Annotated in this window: 17 protein-coding genes, 1 tRNA gene and 2 pseudogenes; 13 read left to right on the top strand and 7 right to left on the bottom strand. The window is 66.9% G+C overall.

Going from position 1 to position 17,842, the window contains the following annotated elements; all coding sequences use genetic code 11:
* Positions 1-48: 48 nt before the first annotated feature.
* Positions 49-585: a GNAT family N-acetyltransferase gene (locus JOE53_RS14425; RefSeq protein WP_005053911.1), complete on the top strand. Its 537-nt coding sequence runs from the start codon at positions 49-51 to the stop codon at positions 583-585.
* A gap of 14 nt (positions 586-599) precedes the next feature.
* Here JOE53_RS14425 and JOE53_RS14420 read toward each other — a convergent pair.
* Positions 600-1,467: pseudogene (locus JOE53_RS14420) on the bottom strand (IS5 family transposase); the annotation flags it as partial.
* 214 nt (positions 1,468-1,681) lie between these two features.
* Between JOE53_RS14420 and JOE53_RS14415 the strand changes: the two are divergent.
* From JOE53_RS14415 to JOE53_RS15230, 4 genes are all read left to right on the top strand, one after another.
* Complete coding sequence (locus JOE53_RS14415; RefSeq protein WP_157557044.1) at positions 1,682-2,146, top strand: hypothetical protein; 465 nt, start codon at positions 1,682-1,684, stop codon at positions 2,144-2,146.
* Between the two features lie 44 nt (positions 2,147-2,190).
* Complete coding sequence (locus JOE53_RS14410) at positions 2,191-3,111, top strand: hypothetical protein (RefSeq protein WP_231860905.1); 921 nt, start codon at positions 2,191-2,193, stop codon at positions 3,109-3,111.
* 151 nt (positions 3,112-3,262) lie between these two features.
* Positions 3,263-3,814 (top strand): adenylyl-sulfate kinase, encoded by a 552-nt coding sequence (locus JOE53_RS14405; RefSeq protein ID WP_005053922.1) that lies wholly within the window; start codon positions 3,263-3,265, stop codon positions 3,812-3,814.
* 12 nt (positions 3,815-3,826) lie between these two features.
* Positions 3,827-4,963, top strand: coding sequence for a tyrosine-type recombinase/integrase (locus tag JOE53_RS15230; protein WP_204948126.1), 1,137 nt, complete (start codon positions 3,827-3,829; stop codon positions 4,961-4,963).
* On the opposite strand, the gene JOE53_RS14395 is transcribed toward JOE53_RS15230, so the two are convergent.
* The 3 genes and pseudogenes from JOE53_RS14395 to JOE53_RS14385 all read right to left on the bottom strand — a co-directional run bounded on the left by JOE53_RS14395 (position 4,882) and on the right by JOE53_RS14385 (position 6,647).
* Positions 4,882-5,379, bottom strand: coding sequence for a hypothetical protein (locus JOE53_RS14395; protein WP_204948125.1), 498 nt, complete (start codon positions 5,377-5,379; stop codon positions 4,882-4,884). The two genes, JOE53_RS15230 and JOE53_RS14395, sit on opposite strands and share 82 nt — an antisense overlap.
* Before the next feature lie 37 nt (positions 5,380-5,416).
* Positions 5,417-6,311: pseudogene (locus JOE53_RS14390) on the bottom strand (IS5 family transposase).
* 252 nt (positions 6,312-6,563) lie between these two features.
* A tRNA-Leu gene (locus JOE53_RS14385) sits at positions 6,564-6,647 on the bottom strand.
* 208 nt (positions 6,648-6,855) lie between these two features.
* Between JOE53_RS14385 and JOE53_RS14380 the strand changes: the two genes are divergently transcribed.
* From JOE53_RS14380 to pknB, 7 genes are all read left to right on the top strand, one after another.
* Entirely contained in the window at positions 6,856-7,587 is a 732-nt protein-coding gene (locus JOE53_RS14380) for an FhaA domain-containing protein (protein ID WP_061683287.1), read from the top strand.
* On the top strand, positions 7,584-8,135 hold the full coding sequence (locus tag JOE53_RS14375) for an FHA domain-containing protein FhaB/FipA (RefSeq protein WP_061683288.1): 552 nt from the start codon (positions 7,584-7,586) through the stop codon (positions 8,133-8,135). Before JOE53_RS14380 ends, JOE53_RS14375 begins: the two co-directional genes overlap by 4 nt.
* 10 nt (positions 8,136-8,145) lie before the next feature.
* Positions 8,146-9,384, top strand: a complete 1,239-nt coding sequence (locus JOE53_RS14370; protein ID WP_061683289.1) for a Stp1/IreP family PP2C-type Ser/Thr phosphatase — start codon at positions 8,146-8,148, stop codon at positions 9,382-9,384.
* Positions 9,381-10,772: an FtsW/RodA/SpoVE family cell cycle protein gene (locus JOE53_RS14365; protein WP_036286770.1), complete on the top strand. Its 1,392-nt coding sequence runs from the start codon at positions 9,381-9,383 to the stop codon at positions 10,770-10,772. The genes JOE53_RS14370 and JOE53_RS14365 overlap by 4 nt, the downstream gene beginning before the upstream one ends.
* Entirely contained in the window at positions 10,769-12,229 is a 1,461-nt protein-coding gene (locus tag JOE53_RS14360; RefSeq protein WP_061683291.1) for a peptidoglycan D,D-transpeptidase FtsI family protein, read from the top strand. The genes JOE53_RS14365 and JOE53_RS14360 overlap by 4 nt, the downstream gene beginning before the upstream one ends.
* Positions 12,226-13,962, top strand: coding sequence for a protein kinase domain-containing protein (locus tag JOE53_RS14355; protein WP_204948124.1), 1,737 nt, complete (start codon positions 12,226-12,228; stop codon positions 13,960-13,962). The genes JOE53_RS14360 and JOE53_RS14355 overlap by 4 nt, the downstream gene beginning before the upstream one ends.
* Before the next feature lie 103 nt (positions 13,963-14,065).
* Entirely contained in the window at positions 14,066-15,769 is a 1,704-nt protein-coding gene (pknB, locus tag JOE53_RS14350; RefSeq protein ID WP_204948123.1) for a Stk1 family PASTA domain-containing Ser/Thr kinase, read from the top strand.
* Here pknB and JOE53_RS14345 read toward each other — a convergent pair.
* From JOE53_RS14345 to JOE53_RS14335, 3 genes are read right to left on the bottom strand one after another with little or no spacing between them, the layout of a single operon-like run.
* Positions 15,704-16,414, bottom strand: coding sequence for a glutamine amidotransferase-related protein (locus JOE53_RS14345; protein ID WP_204948122.1), 711 nt, complete (start codon positions 16,412-16,414; stop codon positions 15,704-15,706). The genes pknB and JOE53_RS14345 overlap by 66 nt on opposite strands.
* Complete coding sequence (locus JOE53_RS14340; RefSeq protein ID WP_005054725.1) at positions 16,395-16,553, bottom strand: hypothetical protein; 159 nt, start codon at positions 16,551-16,553, stop codon at positions 16,395-16,397. Before JOE53_RS14340 ends, JOE53_RS14345 begins: the two co-directional genes overlap by 20 nt.
* Entirely contained in the window at positions 16,553-17,476 is a 924-nt protein-coding gene (locus JOE53_RS14335) for a class E sortase (RefSeq protein WP_271171114.1), read from the bottom strand. The genes JOE53_RS14340 and JOE53_RS14335 overlap by 1 nt, the downstream gene beginning before the upstream one ends.
* A 55-nt stretch (positions 17,477-17,531) precedes the next feature.
* Here JOE53_RS14335 and JOE53_RS14330 point away from each other — a divergent pair, with 55 nt between their 5' ends.
* The gene (locus tag JOE53_RS14330) at positions 17,532-17,771 is read left to right on the top strand and encodes a cell division protein CrgA (RefSeq protein WP_005054721.1); all 240 of its coding nucleotides are present in this window, start codon (positions 17,532-17,534) and stop codon (positions 17,769-17,771) included.
* The last annotated feature ends 71 nt before the right edge of the window (positions 17,772-17,842 follow it).

The raw sequence follows: 17,842 nt of genomic DNA, 5'->3' as shown, positions 1-17,842 counted from the left end.
AAAGGCTGCGTCCGACTCACGGCTGCCAAGTGAGGCAGGATTGGGGGCGTGAGTGTCTCGCTTCGCCCGTGGAACAGTCGCGATGCGTCGGCGCTGAGCGAGGCATTTCAGAGCACTTCCGATCTGGCGACTCAGTTCGGCGGCGCCGATCTGTCAACCCGGGCAGCTGCTGAGGCGTTCATCGACCAGTCCTTGCGCTTCGACGAGCACGTGAAGAACTGGGCCGTCGTCGAGGACGGTGTTGCGATCGGCAACGTCGGAGCGTCCGCGATCGAGTTTCGGCACGAGACCGCGTGGATGTATTACTGGCTCGCAGCCGAAGCGCGCGGGAAGGGATACGTGACGGGTGCGCTCATCGTGGTGAGTGACTGGGCCTTTGAGAACGGGCTGCATCGGCTCGAGCTCGGGCACCGGGTGAACAACCCCGCGTCATGTCGAGTGGCGACCGCGGCGGGATTTCTCGCCGAAGGGATCGAGCGGGAGAAGCTCCGCTACGGCAATGTTCGCTACGACGTTGAAACGCACGCGCGACTGGTGACCGACCCCGCCCCTACGACGAATCTCGCGCTGCCGATCGCGGAATGAGCGACGACACCACTGCTGAGCCAATGGAGCGTCGCGGCGAGGCAAAGGCCGGCGTGGTAGTTGCGAGCGAGCTTGTCTGAGCGAATCGCGATCCCACGCCACTGCTTGAGCTTGTTGAAACACCGTTCGACGACGTTGCGGCCGCGGTATCGGGCCCGCTGCTGGTCGCCGAAGTCGATCGGCCGCCCGCGGCGCTTGCGTCGGTGGGCGATCTGATCGTCGCGTTCGGGGATCGTCGCGGCAATCCCGCGCTCGCGCAGCCAGGCGCGATTCGCCTTCGACGGGTAGCCCTTGTCCGCGAGCACCCGCTCCGGCCTCGACCTCGGCCTTCCCCGGGCGCCTGGCACGCGGATCTCGCTCAGTGTCGCGGTCAGCATGCTGGTGTCCGCCGCTTGCCCGGGCGTGAGGATGAACGCGAGAGCTCGTCCCTTCCCGTCGCAGACCAGATGACTCTTCGTCGTCAACCCGCCGCGAGAACGGCCGATCGCATGATCCGCCGGTTCGTCACCAAACTTCTTGTAGTTCGACAGGTCCCCTTGTGACGCGGGGAAGGGTTGCGCCATGCTGATGCACGCGCACGATCGTGGAGTCGATCGACGCGACCCAGTCCAGATCGCCGGACTGCTGCGCAAACGATTGCGTCTTCTCTAGCACCCGCGCCCACACGCCCTGCTCGGACCACCGGTTGAAGTTCTTATAGATCGTGTTCCAGTTCCCGAACCGCTCCGGCACGTCCCGCCACGGCGCACCAGTCCGGAACCGCCACGCCGTCGCCTCGACCACCGCGCGCCGATCCACCGGCGGCCGCCCCGTCGACTTCGCAATCGGGAACAACGAGCCGATCACAGCCCACGCCTCATCCGAGATCACATCACGCGACACGCGTCCAAGACTCGCCCACGGGTAGCCCGAAGGCGTTTAGCAACACGGCCTAGTGGCCGTATGCGCAGACTTCTAGCCCTGTAGAGATCATGGGTACCCAAGGTAGCTATTGACCCATCGGGAGTAGCGATGCGATGATGCCCGCATGACGAGGCGATTCGCTAGGTCGGTTGTCCGGGACGTAGGCGGTACCAGAAAGAGACGGGGCCGCCTCGTGGCTCACATGCTGACAGCGGCGGTGGGCGGTGCAGTCCTTGGCCTCAGTCTTGCGCCGGGCGTGGCTCTTGCTTCAGGGCACACGTGCTCCTCGGGAGATGTGTGCGTGTACAACGATAGCTTGAATTTCGGGCCGCCTGACGACCCCTACGCCTCGAGCGTGCTGCATCCTTGGTCTGCGTTCGATGGCAGCTACGGCAACATGAATAACTGGCCGCCACACACGTACAACAACCCCGATACGTGCAACAACATCCAGGGGTATGCGCCGAAGTGCAACCTCAACGACACCATCAGCGGCGCGAAGAACAGGGATGCCACCTACAAGGTCCGCCTGTTCAACGACGCGTACTACTCGGGGGCCTACCAGACCATCTACCCGCTGACGTCGGTTACACAGGTGGCGTATAACGATCAGATTTCATCGCTCTGTTGGAATGCGGGGACAGTATGCAGCTTCTAGCCCGCCGGGTGACGGCGGTAGTCATAACTGCTGCCATCGGAGTCGTGAGCTTCGGTGTTGCAACGAGTGTCGTTGCCCAGTCCCGTGTCCAGCCAGCAGGCGCCGGCGGGGCGGCACCGACCGGAGCGGCATCGGACGCTTCTGCTGCCGTGGAGGAGCTAAAGCTCGGCCAGGTCACCGATGTTCGTGTAGGCAGCGACATCGTCTTCCCCGTCGACTCTTACCGAATGTCGCCAGAGGATCAGAATGTGGTCTTCCTGGCTGAACACAAGGCGATGCAGTCTTGCATGGCAAGATTCGGCGAGTCGTTCGACGTTCCGCCGCAGACAGTTCCCGCCGAGAGTCATGACTACGATCGCTTGTTCGGGGTGCTGGACCTGGCGCAAGCACAGAGCACTGGTTACCACGTGGTAGGCGACGAGATCCTCGAGTCAGGCGAAGGAGCAGGGATCGCAGAGAAGGACGCGAGTTCTCTCGACGAGCGCGCCCTGGACATTGCTATGGGCGACGGCTCCGATCGAGAGATCAACGGTCAAACTGTTCCTGCGGGGGGTTGCATCTCCGAAGCTCGCTCCATTACCGGCGACGACGGTTCGAGCCAAGCCCTCCTCGAGTCGACCGTTGCGTACGGCCTGCGCCAATCGGACAGAGACCCTCGCGTGCTCGCCGCGTTCCGTTCTTGGAGCGAATGCATGAAGGCAAACGGGTTCACGTACGAGACGCCTGCGGCCGCGATTAATGACCCGAAGTGGGCAACATCGAAAGCGTCGGCCGCCGAGATTCAAGTCGCCGCCTCGGACGTCAACTGCAAGCTCTCAACGGGCCTTACCGGGCTGAGAGTCGCCGTCGCTTCTGCGTGGCAGGACGAATACATCTCCTCGCACGCAGATGAGTTCAAATCCCTGAGTCGCGGTGACGCAACAAAGCTCGCCAAGGCCCGTTCTCTTCTGGCAACGTCGCGCTAACCAACGCCCGGAGATCCTCGCCGCCTCATGCGAGACATCCCACCGATCCTATCGAGCAGCAACTATCACGCCGCTCTCTGCCTGGGGGCCACACTGCACTGGCTCACATCGTTAGAGCTGACATCGTCGCGCGATGCGACAAGATGAGCAGATGCAGACCGACACCCCGACGGACGTCATCTTCATCGGCGGCCGTTCGGGAGTGGGCAAGTCGTCCGTGGCCGCGGAGGTCTCCCGGATCCTGGCCCGCGCCGACATCCGCCACGCACTCATCGAAGGCGACAACCTCGACCAGGCATACCCACAACCCTGGCGCGACGGCATCAACCTCGCGGAGCAGAACCTCGCGGCGATGTGGAAGAACTACCGAGCCGTCGGCTACTCACGTCTGATCTTCACCAACACCGTGAGCGTGCTGCAGGTCACGGAACTGAAGGCCGCGCTCGGCGGCGAGACTCATTCATCCGCGGTCCTGCTGACATCAACCGACACGACCGCAGCCCATCGACTCGCGCAACGAGAGATCGGCACCGCGCTGGCCGAGCACATCGACCGCAGCAACCTCGCAGCGCGACGACTCGACGCGGCGGACAAAACCGTCTCACGCATCGCCACCGACGGCCGCTCCGTCGCGGAGATCGCGCACGAGATCCTTGTCAGCGCGGGCTGGCTGGACACCCCGAGCGCCGCGGAGAGCGTTTAGCAACACGGCCTAGTGGGCAAAGCCGGCTATCGAACCGCGGCCGATGCCGACGATGCGCTACAAGAGGCCCGCCGAAAGCTGCGTTCACACGGTCGGCTGACGAGAAGAGGTGCCCCAAGCGTCGGCGAGTACGCGCAGGAATGGCTCGACTCCCTGACGCTTGAAGCATCAACGATCGAGGGGTACCGAAAGATAGTCCGCAACCATGTGGAACCGCAGCTCGGAACGATCCGATTGGACAAGCTCACCGCCACAGCCCTCCACAAGCACTACGGTGCGCTCCTCGACCACGGCCGGGCCGACAATAAGCGCCCTGGCGCCGGATTGTCCGCGAACTCGGTGCAGAAGGTGCATGTGCTGGTCGGCGCCATGCTCGATGCCGCAATCGACGACGGTCACATCGTCGTGAACGTCGCCAAGAAGCGCCGAACCGTGAAGGCACCGACGGGGAAGCAGGTTCGGGCACAGCGACCAGAGATCCAAACCTGGACGGCGGTTGAACTACGCCAGTTCCTCACATGGTCGCGCGATGTCTACAACGACGAGTTTCACTCGCTGTGGCACCTCTACGCCCATACTGGAATGCGCCGTTCGGAGGCACTCGCTCTGAGGTGGGGCGACGTCGATCTGACCGCGGGAAAGATCGCGCTCCGCCGCGCTGCCGACACGACCAGGCGAGACAGGACTAAGACGACCAAGACCGGCGTGGCTCGGCCCATCGATATCGACGCGGCCACCACTGAGGTTCTCCGGAAATGGAAAGCTACGCGCGGGACGATAGCTCTCGACTTCGCACGAGCAGACGCCTACGTATTCGGGGACCTCAGCGGACGATTGCGTAAACCCGACGACATCGGGCGCCGTTGGGATCACCGAGTGGCAAAGGCCCGCGCAGACTTGGGCGCAGATCACCTGCCGCGATTGACCCTCAAGGGACTTCGCCACACTCACGCGACACTGCTGCTCGAACTTGGAGTGCACCCGAAGGTCGTGCAGGAACGCCTAGGCAGTGTTGCTAAAGCCCACGGTGACCCAGTGGAGGGCCCATGCGATCCGGAGGCGGCGTGCTATCGGGCCCGATCGAGGTCTTTGATCAATCGAGGCGTACGCCACTGCGTTACATGCGCGGCCCATCGATGGACTGGGTAGGCAAGCCGCACGACAAAGTAGTTCGCATACTCGGCGGCAGCGAACACCCAGACGCCTAGGACGAGGGCCGCGTCTGCGCCGGAGGGGAACCAAGCGACGATTCCGATGAGTCCCAAAGCCAGAACGAGCGGATCGAGGAGACGGGCAGCTCGGTACGCTCCGGCGACGCAGGTGGGCATTCGTGCTCGCCCGGCCCATTCGCGCGCCATGAGCCAGTAGACGCCCGCCTGGGCGAGGATCAGGAGCAGGGGGGCAAGCGCGGACCACAACGCCAGTGCGCCGGGGCGGGTCGACGTGACGGGAATCAGGCCGCTGGCGGCGATGCCGGCGAATACTGTCGCCGCGGTCAGTTCGCCCAGTCCGAGGCTCGTGTACGTCTGCCGCAACTTGCGGTAGCGATCACGGGAAGGTGCCATGGCTCAAGCCTTCCACCCGCTTCATGGTGCGGGCGCCTCATTGAGCAGTGTTGCTGATGGCGCCGGTGAGCCAGTGGAGTGTCGCGGCGAGGCAGAGCCCAGCGTGGTAGTTGCGGGCGGTCTTATCTGAGCGCATCGCAATCCCGCGCCATTGCTTGAGCCTGTTAAAGCACCGCTCCACGACGTTGCGACCGCGGTAGCGGACACGCTGCTCATAACCGAAGTCGATCGGTCTGCCGCGGCGCTTGCGTCGGTGCGCGATCTGATCGTCACGCTCGGGGATCGTCGCCGCGATCCCGCGCTCGCGCAGCCAAGCCCGATTCGCCTTCGACGGGTAACCCTTGTCCGCGAGCACCCGGTCCGGCCTCACCCTTGGCCTGCCCCGGGCACCGGGGACGCGGATCTCGCCCAACGTCGCTGTCAGCATGCTGGTATCCGCCGCCTGCCCAGGCGTAAGGATGAACGCGAGTGCACGTCCCTTCCCGTCACAGACCAGGTGATTCTTCGTCGTCAGCCCGCCGCGGGAGCGGCCGATCGCATGATCGGGTGGCTCATCACCGAACTTCCTGTAGTTCGATGAAGCCCCCTGTGGTGCGCGGGAGGGTCGCGCCGTGCTGATGCACGCGCACGATCGTGGAGTCGATGGATGTGACCCAGTCCAAGTCCCCAGACCGCTGTGCGAGGGACTGCACCTGCTCCAGCAGTCGCGCCCAGACGCCCTGCTCGGCCCACCGGTTGAAGTTCTTGTAGATCGTGTTCCAGTTCCCGAACCGCTCCGGCACGTCCCGCCACGGCGCGCCCGTGCGGAACCGCCACGCCGTCGCCTCGACCACCGTGCGCCGATCCAACGGCGGCCGACCCGTCGACTTCACCTTCGGGAACAACGGGCCGATCACAGCCCAGGCCTCATCCGAGATCACATCACGCGACACGCGTTCAAGACTCGCCGAACAGCCAGCCAGAACGGTTTAGCAACACGCCCTAGGGCACTCCAACATCTCGACGACGATGAATATCTACAGTCACGTGACGCCCACGATGCAGCGGGACGCCGTTTCACGGCTCGCCGGTCTGCTAGGCGGTGGGGCTGAATGAACATCCCTGTTGCAGAGATCGTTGCACCGGGCACAAAACGAACCGACCCCCGCCCGGTAAATCCCAGGTCGGGGGTCCATTCTTCGCTGTGCGCGAGGGGGGAGTTGAACCCCCACGCCCTTTCGGGCACTGGCACCTGAAGCCAGCGCGTCTGCCTATTCCGCCACTCGCGCGAGCCACGACATCCGAAGATCTCACGGACTCAACTTCCCGAGGATATCACGCCCCGAGACCCGTTTCGACTCGGCGGTGCCCGCCTCGCTCAACGACCGCGCCCGGCCACCTCCCGGTCGTTGAGCGCGCGCCAGCTCGGCGCGTTCCGCGTCTGCTCAGCCTGTGCAACTAGCATGTACGCACCGGTCGGCGATCCTGAGGAGCCCTGTGGGACTACTGGACAGCTTCGAGAAGGGACTCGAGCGCGCAGTCAACAGCGCGTTCGCGAAGTCCTTCCGTAGCGGCATTCAGCCCGTCGAGATCGCGGCCGCCCTGCGCAGCGAACTCGACGCGAAGGCTGCTGTCGTCAGCCGCGACCGCATTCTCGCCCCGAACACCTTCGAGGTGCGCATGTCGCCGGCCGATGCCGAGCGCATGCTCGGCCTGGGCAGCGCGCTCGACTCCGAACTGCACACCCTCGTCGACGCCCACGCGAAGGCGCAGGGGTTCAGCTTCGCCGGTCCCGTCACCATCGCTTTGGCCGGTGACCCCACCCTCTCGACGGGCACGCTGCGCGTCGCCTCGCAGACCGCGGCCGGCCAGGTCGCCTGGCGCGGCGTCGTCGAGATCGCCGGAGCCTCGCACACCCTCGCGAAGGGGCGCACCGTCATCGGGCGCGGCAGCGACGCCGACATCACGATCCCGGATGCCGGGACCAGCCGTCGTCACGTCGAGATCCTCTGGGACGGCGAGCGCGCCATGGTGCGCGACCTGGGCTCGACCAACGGCACGCAGGTGAACGGCACGAAGATCACCGAAGCGCCGCTGCCCCCCGACTCCGTGGTCACGATCGGCCGCACCGACATCGTCTTCCGCGTCATCGCACAGGCCGCGCCCCCTCGCCCCACGACCTCTGCCGCCGACGCGACCCGCGCCTTTGGAATCGGAGGACCCGCGTGAGCGAGTTGACTCTCCTGCTGCTGCAGATCGGCTTCCTGATCCTGCTGTGGTTCTTCGTCTTCGCCGTCGTCTACTCCCTGCGCGCAGACCTCTTCGGCGTCAAGGTGCGAAAGCTCGCCGAACCCGCGGCCGCCGGCGTGGGCGTCGCCGCCGCGGCATCCGCGCCCGCCGCCGCCCAGGCGGCGACGGCACCCATCGCCCCGGCCGCTCCCGCCGCCGCTGCGAGCCCGAGCGGACCGCAGAAGGCGACCCGCGACGCCGTGTCGCGCATCGTGATCACGAGCGGCCCGAAGGCCGGCCTCGAGCTGCCGCTCGGCTCGGAGGCGCTCACGATCGGCCGCTCGAGCGAGTCGGGGCTCGTGATCCGCGACGACTACACCTCCAGCCACCACGCGCGCCTGCTGCTCTGGGGCGACCAGTGGATGATCCAGGACCTCGACTCCACCAACGGCACCTGGCACGACGGTGCTCGCGTGAGCACCCCGGTGCCCATCCGCGTGGGAGCACCGATCAAGGTCGGCGCGACGACGTTCGAGCTGAGGAAGTAGCCCGCCTCTCATGGTCTTCGAGGGATCGAGCGTCGCCATCTCCCACACGGGGAAGGTGCGCTCCAACAACCAGGATTCGGGCTACGCCGGCTCGAACCTCTTCGTCGTGGCCGACGGCATGGGAGGTCATGCCGGGGGTGATGTCGCCTCGAGCATCGCCGTCCACCGCCTGAAGAACCTCGATCACCCCTACGCCTCGACCGCGGAGGCCGAGCAGGCGCTGCAGGAAGCCATCTCCTCGACCGCGGGGGTGCTGATCGACACCGTCGCGCGACGGCCCGAACTCGCGGGCATGGGCACCACCGTCAGCGCCCTGATCATGGTCGACGACTACGCCGTGATCGCCCACATCGGCGACTCGCGCATCTACCTCTACCGCGACGATGCGCTCACCCAGATCACGACCGACCACACCTTCGTGCAGCGCCTCGTCGACTCGGGTCGCATCACTCCCGAAGAAGCCCGCTACCACCCGCGCCGGTCCGTGCTCATGCGCGTGCTCGGCGACATGGACCCCGACCCCGAGGTCGACACGTTCATCATGCCGACCCAGCCCGGCGACCGCTGGCTGCTCTGCTCCGACGGCCTCTCCGGCGTCGTCGACGACGCGCACACCAGCAAGGTGCTCGGCCACCACTATCCGCCGGGCCGCACCGCCGATCTCCTGCTCAAGCAGGCCCTCGACGGCGGAGCCCCCGACAACGTCACCGTCGTCATCGTGGACGTCGGCGGCAGCCACCCGATGTTCAGCGGCACCGCGACGATCGTCGGCTCGGCGTCCAACCCGCAGGGCGTCGACGTGCCGGCCGCCCGCCCCGGGCGTACCAGCTGGCTGCACACCGCCCGCCAGGCCGCCAACGAGCCGACGCACTTCGAGCCCGCCGCCGAGTTCCTCGAGGAGCTCATCGAGGAAGACCGCCGACGTGCCCGCCGTCGGCGCATCTGGTGGGTCGTCGGCCTGATCACGATTCTCGCCGCCCTCTCGGCGGCAGCGCTCGGCGCCTACGCCTGGACTCAGACGCGGTACTTCGTCGGCGCCGATGCCGACACCGTCGTCATCTACCGCGGCATCCAGCAGGACATCGGCCCGATCTCGCTGTCGTCCGTCTACGAGGACACGGGCATCGTGCTGAACGACCTGCCCTTCTACCAGCGTCTCGCGGTGACCTCGACGATCTCGGCGCGCTCGCTCTCGGACGCCGAGCAGATCGTCGACACCCTGCGCACCACTCTGGAGGGTGAACGATGAGCTCGGCGACAGACACCGTCCAGGCCGACACGACGGTCGTGAAGGCGCTGCGAAAGCTCCGGATGCCGCAGACGCAGCGCAACCGCGAACTCGGTCTGCTGCTGTTCGCCTTCGCGATCAACGGCGCCGCCGTCGCCCTCGTGCAGCTGGGCGCGCTCGGCCACATCGACTGGACGTTCCTCTACTACTGCGGCGCACTGACCGTGCTGGTGCTCGGACTGCACATCGTGCTGCGCTTCAAAGCGTCGCAAGCCGACCCGTTCGTCGTCCCCATCGCGACCGTACTGTCGGGTCTCGGCCTGGCGATGATCTACCGCATCGACATCGAGGACCAGAGCACCGGGTGGGACGCCCTCTCGACCCGCCAGCTGGTGTGGCTGGCCATCGCGAGCGCCGCGGCGGTCGCGATCGTGATCTTCCTGAAGAACTACCGCGTGCTGTTCCGCTACACGTACGTCTTCGGGTTCGTCGGCATCCTGCTGCTCGTGCTCCCCTTCGTGCCGGGGCTGGGCACCGACGCCAACGCCGATGTGTGGATCTCCATCGGCGGCCTCTTCTCCTTCCAGCCCGGCGAGCTGGCGAAGATCGCGTTGGCCATCTTCTTCGCCGGCTACCTCGTGCGCACGCGCGAAGCGCTCACCTCCGTCGGTACGCGCTTCCTCGGCATGACGTGGCCGCGTGCCCGCGAGCTCGGACCGCTCCTGCTCATCTGGCTCGCCTCGATGGCGATCATCGTCTTCCAGCGCGATCTCGGCACGGGTCTGCTCATGTTCGGCATGTTCATCGCGATGATCTACGTCGCCACGGGCAAGACGAGCTGGGCGGTGCTCGGTCTGCTGCTGGCCGTCGGCGGCGCCCTCATCGCCTCGCAGGTGCTCAGCTACGTGGGCGGGCGCTTCCAGAACTGGCTGGACGCCTTCAACCCCGCCGTCATCGACAGCGCGGGCGGCAGCTATCAGCTCGTGAGCGGCATCTTCGGCCTGTCCGAGGGCGGCCTGCTCGGAACCGGTCTCGGCCGTGGACGGCCGGGGCTGACCCCCCTGTCGCAGAGCGACTACATCTTCCCCAGCATCGGCGAAGAGCTGGGGCTCATCGGCGTCTTCGCGATCCTCTGCCTGTACATGGTGTTCACCAGTCGCGGCATCCGCATCGGCATCGCCGGCCAGGACGACTTCGGAAAGCTGCTGGCCACCGGACTGTCGTTCACCATCGCGCTCCAGGTGTTCATCATGGTCGGCGGCGTCACCCGACTCATCCCCCTGACGGGGCTGACAACCCCGTTCCTCGCGGCGGGCGGATCGTCTCTGGTGGCCAACTGGATCGTCGTCGCGTTGCTGCTGCGCATCTCGGATGCCGTGCGCTCGCGCCCCCGGGTGGTGATCGGATGACCCGCGAACTGCGACGGCTGTCGCTGATCATGCTCGCCATGTTCGTGGCCCTGTTCGGCGCGACCAGCTGGATCCAGGTCGTCCAGGCCGGCGATCTCAGCGAGAACCCGCTCAACAAGCGCGCGCTCTACGACTCGTTCGAGGTGCAGCGCGGGTCGATCATCGCCGGCGATACCGTCATCGCCGACTCCGTGCCCAGCGACGACGTGTACGCCTGGCAGCGCCAGTACGCCGACCCCCAGATGTGGGCGCCGGTCACGGGGTACATGAACCCGTTGCTCAACTCGCTCACCGGCCTCGAACAGTCGATGAACAAGGAGCTCTCGGGCACCGCCAACTCGCAGTTCCTCTCGCGCGTCGATCAGATCATCACGGGTCAGCCCGCTCGCGGCTCCAACGTGCTGCTCACCCTCGACCCGGCCATCCAGAAGGCCGCCTTCGACGCGCTCGGCACCTATCAGGGCGCCGTCGTCGCGCTCGAGCCCAAGACCGGGCGCGTTCTCGCGATGGTGACGAGCCCGAGCTACGACACCAACGCGATGGCCGTGCACAACGCGCAGCAGGTCAACGAGACCTACGACCAGCTGATGAACGCCGCCGTCAATCCGCTCGACAATCGCGCGATCGACACCCTGAACCCGCCTGGATCGACCTTCAAGCTCGTCGTCGTCTCGGCGGCGCTGGCGTCGGGCAAGTTCACGCCGGACTCGACCTTCCCCAACCCCGCGACCTACACGTTGCCGGGAACGTCGACCTCGATCCGCAACTTCGACGGCAACACGTGCGGCCCCGGAGATCAGGTCACCATCGCCACCGCCCTGCGCCTGAGCTGCAACATCCCGATGGCACAGCTCGCCGTCGCGCTCGGCCAGGACGCCCTTCGCGCCGAGGCCGAGAAGTACGGCTTCAACAACGCGAGCATCGACATCCCGCTCGGCGTCGTCACCTCGGCATACCCGACGGGCGCCCTCTCGGCCGACAAGGTCGCCCTGACGGGGTTCGGACAGGGCAGCGTCACCGCCACGCCGCTGCAGATGGCGATGGTGGCCGCCGGCATCGCCAACGGCGGCATGGTCATGAAGCCGCGCATGGTCGACCGTGTCGTGGCGCCCGATCTGACCGTGCAGGAGACGTTCACCGACACCGAGCTGGGCCGTGCGCTCAGCTCGACGGATGCCGCGACGATGACCTCGCTGATGATCTCCAATGTCCGTGACGGCGCGGCCAGCGGTGCAACAATAGACGGGTTCGACGTGGCCGGGAAGACCGGTACCGCGGAGCACGGACCCTCGGATCCGTACACTCTCTGGTTCACGGGCTTCGCCCCGGCCAACGACCCGAAAGTGGTCGTCGCCGTGATGGTGGAAAACGGCGGAGGTCTCGGGCAGTCCGGCACGAGCAACGGGATCGCGGCTCCAATCGCGAAGAAAGTCATGGAGGCGGTGCTGAGCAGATGAGACCGACACAGGGTGTGAGCTTCGGTGGACGCTACGAGCTGGATTCGCGGATCGCGATCGGCGGCATGGGCGAGGTCTGGGAGGCCACCGACCACGTGATCGGACGCACCGTCGCGATCAAGATCCTCAAAGACGAGTACATGGGAGACCCGGGCTTCCTGGAGCGCTTCCGCGCCGAGGCCCGCCACGCGGCGCTCGTCAACCACGAGGGCATCGCGAGCGTCTTCGACTACGGCGAGGAGAACGGCTCCGCCTTCCTCGTGATGGAGCTCGTCCCCGGGGAAGCACTGTCGACCATCCTCGAGCGCGAGGGATCACTGTCCACCGACAAGACCCTCGACATCGTCGCGCAGACGGCCGCCGCCCTGCAGGCCGCGCACGCCGCCGGTCTCGTGCACCGCGACATCAAGCCGGGAAACCTGCTCATCACCCCCGACGGACGGGTGAAGATCACCGACTTCGGCATCGCCCGCATCGCCGACCAGGTGCCGCTGACCGCCACCGGTCAGGTGATGGGAACCGTGCAGTACCTCTCGCCCGAGCAGGCGTCGGGGCACGCGGCATCCCCCGCGACCGACATCTACTCGCTGGGCATCGTCGCCTACGAGTGCCTCGCCGGCAAGCGCCCCTTCACCGGGGAGTCGCAGGTGGCGATCGCGATGGCGCAGATCAACGACACCCCGCCGCCGCTGGCGGCCACCATCGCCGAGCCGGTGCGCAACTTCGTGATGAGCATGATCGCGAAGAAGCCGGAGGACCGGCCCGCGACCGCATCCGCCGTCGCCCGAGCGGCGACCGCGCTTCGTCGCGGTGACGTCGCCGGAGCGGCGGCCATCGTCCCCGCCATCGCCGGTGGCCTGGCCATGGACGAGGCGACGAAGCTGCTGACCCCGGGACTCGCGACCCAGGAGGCCACGCGCCTGCTGCCGACCGCGGGAGCGGCCGGCGCCGTCGCGGCCGTCGATGCCGCAGACGAGCCGCAGAAGAAGAAGCGCAGCCCGTGGACGTGGCCGCTGGTCGCGCTCATCGCGCTGCTGCTCATCGTGCTCGGCGGCACCCTGTTCGCCCTCTTCGCGAATCAGGGCGCGCAGCCCGCGCCGACGACGAGTTCCTCGACATCCTCGACGCCCAGCCGCTCCGCGACGCCCCCGTCACCCTCGGCGAGCCCCACGACGGTGGCCATCGACAGCCTTGGACTGATCGGTCAGACGTGTGACGCCGCAAAGGCCATCGCTGAGAAGGCTGGTTTCACCAACGTCTCCTGCGAGCGGGGATCCGCGGCAACGACGCAGGACGAGGTCGGCAAGGTGTACCAGACCAACCCGACCACGGGCAACGTCAAGCTCAGCAGCCCGGTGACGCTGACCTTCTACGACGAGATGAGCCCGATCGGCACGCCGAACGCGCCGACGGTGACGAACGACCCGAAGGGGTCGCAGACCTTCACCGTGACCTGGGAGGCGTTCAGTGGATGCCCGGCCGGATCGTCGGTGACCGCGTACAACTTCACCGTCATCAACGGCACCTTCAACGCGAACAACAGCACGACGTATCAGTCGCCCACCGCGCCGCGGAGCCTTCAGGTGACGGCCGACAAGAACGTGCAGCCGGGATCGTTGATCCTCGTGAAGTACAGCGCGCAGTGCGGCGACCGCACGAGCCCGGATTCCCAGGAGGGTCAGGCGCCGATCCCGACGACGAGCACGCCCACGGGCACGCCGGTCGCTCCCTGAGAGCGCGGCCCGCGTCCCCGGGTGGGGGTCGCGGGCGTAAGGGTCCAGGGGTCGCACAGGAGGGTTCTATTAGGCTGGCTATGAGTCAGCCCAGGGGAGAGAAGTGTCTGCAGATCCGCGTGTGCTGTCCGAGCGGTACCGCGTCGATGAACTCATCGGCCGCGGAGGCATGGCCACCGTGTACCGCGGGCAGGACCTGACGCTCGGGCGTCAGGTGGCCATCAAGATCCTCAAGCGGGAGCTCGCCGAAGACAGCGCGTTCCGCACCCGATTCCGGCTCGAGGCGCAGTCGGCCTCGCGAATGTCGCACCCCGCGATCGTCCGCGTCTACGACGCCGGTGAGGATGCCGAGACCGACCCCGACGGCTCGACGCACCCCGTTCCGTACATCGTGATGGAACTCGTGGAGGGCACCCTCCTGAAGGATGTCGTCAGCGACGGCGGCGTTCCGGTCGGTGAGGCCATCCGCTACGTCGACGGCATCCTCGAAGCGCTCGAGTATTCGCATCGCGCCGGCGTCGTCCATCGCGACATCAAGCCCGGCAACGTCATGATCACCGCCGGCGGCCAGGTGAAGGTGATGGACTTCGGCATCGCCCGCGCCGTGTCCGACTCCTCCTCGACCGTCGCCGAGACCACAGCCATCATCGGCACCGCGGCCTACCTGTCGCCGGAGCAGGCGAAGGGTGAGCCGGTCGATGCGCGCGCCGACCTCTACTCGGCCGGCATCGTGCTGTACGAGCTGCTCACCGGTCGCCAGCCTTTCCGCGGCGATTCTCCGGTTGCGGTCGCCTATCAGCACGTCAGCGAGACGCCTCTTCCCCCCTCCGAACTGGTCGACGCGATCCCCCGCTCGATCGACGCCGTCGCGCTGCGCGCTCTGGCCAAGGACCCGTTCCAGCGCTACCAGGACGCGGCATCGTTCCGCCAGGCGCTCGACGCCACGGTCGACGGTCACACCCCGACGAAGAAGCAGGTCGGCGCGCTGGCCAGCGAGCTCTACGGCGCGAACCCGCGGCAGGCCGCAGAGACGGCCCGGTCGCTGCGCCAGCTGACCGCCGACACGACCATGCGACGGACGCAGGCAGGACCCCCGGCCGCGTGGATCTGGGCCGGGGTGGCGCTGCTCGCCGTCGTGCTGATCTCGGTGCTGATCTGGGTCATCACGATTCGTCCCGGCGCCGCGGTACCGCAGAACTCGCGCGTCGTCGAGGACGTCGTCGACATGTCGTGGGACCGCGCGAGCGAGAAGTTGGTGGGTCAGGATCTGCAGGCGAAGCGCGTCGACCAGAGCGACAACGCGATCGTCTCGGGCAACGTCATCCGCACCGATCCCGCCGCGGGCACCATCGTGGCTCCCGGCCAGACGATCACGGTCTACGTCTCGACGGGGCAGCAGACCAGCGCCATGCCCAACATCACCGGAAAGTCGTCGACAGACGCAGAAGCCGCTCTGAAGGCCGTCGGATTGCAGCTGGGCGCCGTGACGACACGCAGCGATCCCGACCTCGCCCAGGGCATCGTCATCTCGGCCGACCAGACCGTGGGCACGCAGATCCCGGTCGGAACGCGCGTCAACCTCACGGTCGCCAGCGGCAAGGTCGCTCTGGTGAACCTCGTCGGCTATACCGTCGATGCGGCGACCAGGGACCTCACGTCCGCCGACCTCAAACTCACCGCGAGCGTCGTCGAGGACCCGTCGTGTCCCGCCGTGGGCTCGACGCCGATCGTCGCCGGACAGTCACTGCCCCCGGGCGATGTGCCGATCCACTCGACGGTCGAGCTCCGCGTCTGCACCGGTAAGTGATCCCCGCAGCGGCTGCAGCCCGCGGCCGCGCGCTGCAGCGCCGGCGATCCCGACGCGCTCCAACCATGAGCCCAACAACTGGTGCCCGCCCTCGGTGAGCACCGACTCGGGATGGAACTGCACCCCCCAGAGCGGCAGCTCACGGTGGGCGAGGCCCATGATGACTCCGGACGAGGTATGCGCGGTCACCTCGAGCTCGGCGGGCAGCGTGTCCGCAACGACCGCGAGAGAGTGGTAGCGCGTCGCCGAGAAGGGCGATGGCAGTCCGGCGAAGGGGAACGCGCCGTCATGCCAGACCCGCGATGTCGTGCCGTGGCGCAGCTGCGGGGCCTCGGCGACCGTCGCGCCGAACGCCGCCCCGAGCACCTGGTGGCCCAGGCACACCCCCAGCAGGGGGATGCCCGCGGCCGCGACCGCATGCACGATCCCGATCGATGCCCCGGCATCCTCCGGCGAGCCGGGTCCGGGCGAGATCAGCACTCCCGCATACGGGGCTACCAAGGCCACGGGGTCCTCGACGGCATCCGCTTCGGCCATGTCGGTCGTCGCGCCCAGCTCGTGCAGGTAGCCGACGAGCGTGTGGACGAAGCTGTCGCGGTTGTCGACGACGAGGATTCGTCCCCCGTCAGCCGCCGACCGTGGCATCCTGCGGATTGACGAACTGACCGACCCACGGGAACACGTACCAGAACAGCCCGTAGAGCACGGCGGCGAGCAGAACCAGCAGAATGAGGATGCGCACCCAGGCCGGGCCGGGAAGAACACGCCAGAGGGCGGCATACATCAGGCGGACACTCCCTGGGTGAGCGAGGCGGGCGGTCCCGCCGAGGTCGGAGTGAAGCTCTCGAACACGGCGTACGCGATGATGCGCTCGAGCATGTTGAGCTTCGGAGCGCAGCTGGTCAGTGTGAGATAGCGGCCGTTGGCTGCCATGCCCACCTGCTGCGGAACGGGCAGCAGGACCTCCACCTGCGTCGCCTGCACGTACTCGAGGGTGCGGAAGCGGTAGGTGTACCAGCCGTCCGGGGTCTGGATGACGATCGCGTCGCCGATCACGAGCTTGTCGATCGGGTCGAACGGTGCGCCGGAGGTCCACCGGTGTGCGGCGTACACGGTGTTGCCGACGGCTCCGGGCATGGCGGTATCGGTGTAGTGACCGATCTCACCGGCGTCGAGGATGTCGTGGCGACCCGTTCCCGCGGCCACCGTGAACTGCCAGTTCGGTCCGAAGCGGGGCACGAACATCACCCCGAACTGCTGACCGTAGTCCTTCTGCGCCATCACCGGGACGACCGGTGCGGCAGCCGCGGGCGAGGAACTCGCACTCGGCGACGGCGTGGGGGTGTCGGATGCCGTCGGGCTCTGCGATGCCTGCTGCAGCCAGCTCTGCGAGAGGGCGCTGGCCTCCGTGTGCTTCTGCGAGCCGATGATCCAGTCACCGATCCACATCTGCCACGCGACGTAGAGCAGTGCGATGACGCCCGCCGTGATGAGCAGCTCACCGAGGACGCCGAGGAACGAGGCTCGTCGCCGCGGTTTCGCCGCGCGCATTGGCGCGGACGCGCCCTCCGGCTCCTGGGTGCTCGGCTCTGCCGGAGTGGTCGGCCCCGATTCCTCCGACTGCGCGGCAAGACGGCGGGCACGCCGAGACGTGTGCTCGAGCGAGCCGATACCCTCAGCTGCGTTGTCGCCGGTGCCGTCCTTCACGCTGTGATTGTCGCACAGCGTGGCTGAGGGAGACCTGCCAGGTAGAATCGTGGCCATGGCGCGTTCAGGAAAGCACGACGAGCAGGTCGCGGAATACGGCGAGGGGGAATCCGCACCCAACCCGGTGTGGTTCAAGCCCATCATGCTCGGGCTCATGATCCTGGGTCTGCTGTGGGTGATCGTGTTCTACCTGAGCAACCAGGCGCTGCCGATTCCCGGCATCGCCGGATGGAACCTCGTGATCGGCTTCGGGATCGCCTTCATCGGGTTCCTGATGACCACGCGCTGGCGCTGATCGCCGGCATCCGCGGCCTTTCCACAGGTGTCATGGCCTGTGAATTACACGGGTGTGATTCATCCCCATCT

Origin of the sequence: Microbacterium laevaniformans, from assembly GCF_016907555.1 — a bacterium.
Taxonomy (GTDB): Bacteria; Actinomycetota; Actinomycetes; order Actinomycetales; family Microbacteriaceae; genus Microbacterium; species Microbacterium laevaniformans.
This window is presented reverse-complemented; position numbering and strand designations above follow the sequence as displayed.

Bases quoted from the DNA above. Each gene is read 5' to 3' on its own strand.
- JOE53_RS14405 (WP_005053922.1), top strand. From the start codon at position 3,263: ATGCAGACCGACACCCCGACGGACGTCATCTTCATCGGCGGCCGTTCG.
- JOE53_RS14395 (WP_204948125.1), bottom strand. From the start codon at position 5,379: ATGGCACCTTCCCGTGATCGCTACCGCAAGTTGCGGCAGACGTACACG.
- JOE53_RS14370 (WP_061683289.1), top strand. From the start codon at position 8,146: ATGGTCTTCGAGGGATCGAGCGTCGCCATCTCCCACACGGGGAAGGTG.
- JOE53_RS14365 (WP_036286770.1), top strand. From the start codon at position 9,381: ATGAGCTCGGCGACAGACACCGTCCAGGCCGACACGACGGTCGTGAAG.
- JOE53_RS14360 (WP_061683291.1), top strand. From the start codon at position 10,769: ATGACCCGCGAACTGCGACGGCTGTCGCTGATCATGCTCGCCATGTTC.
- JOE53_RS14355 (WP_204948124.1), top strand. From the start codon at position 12,226: ATGAGACCGACACAGGGTGTGAGCTTCGGTGGACGCTACGAGCTGGAT.
- JOE53_RS14345 (WP_204948122.1), bottom strand. From the start codon at position 16,414: ATGCCACGGTCGGCGGCTGACGGGGGACGAATCCTCGTCGTCGACAAC.
- JOE53_RS14340 (WP_005054725.1), bottom strand. From the start codon at position 16,553: ATGTATGCCGCCCTCTGGCGTGTTCTTCCCGGCCCGGCCTGGGTGCGC.
- JOE53_RS14330 (WP_005054721.1), top strand. From the start codon at position 17,532: ATGGCGCGTTCAGGAAAGCACGACGAGCAGGTCGCGGAATACGGCGAG.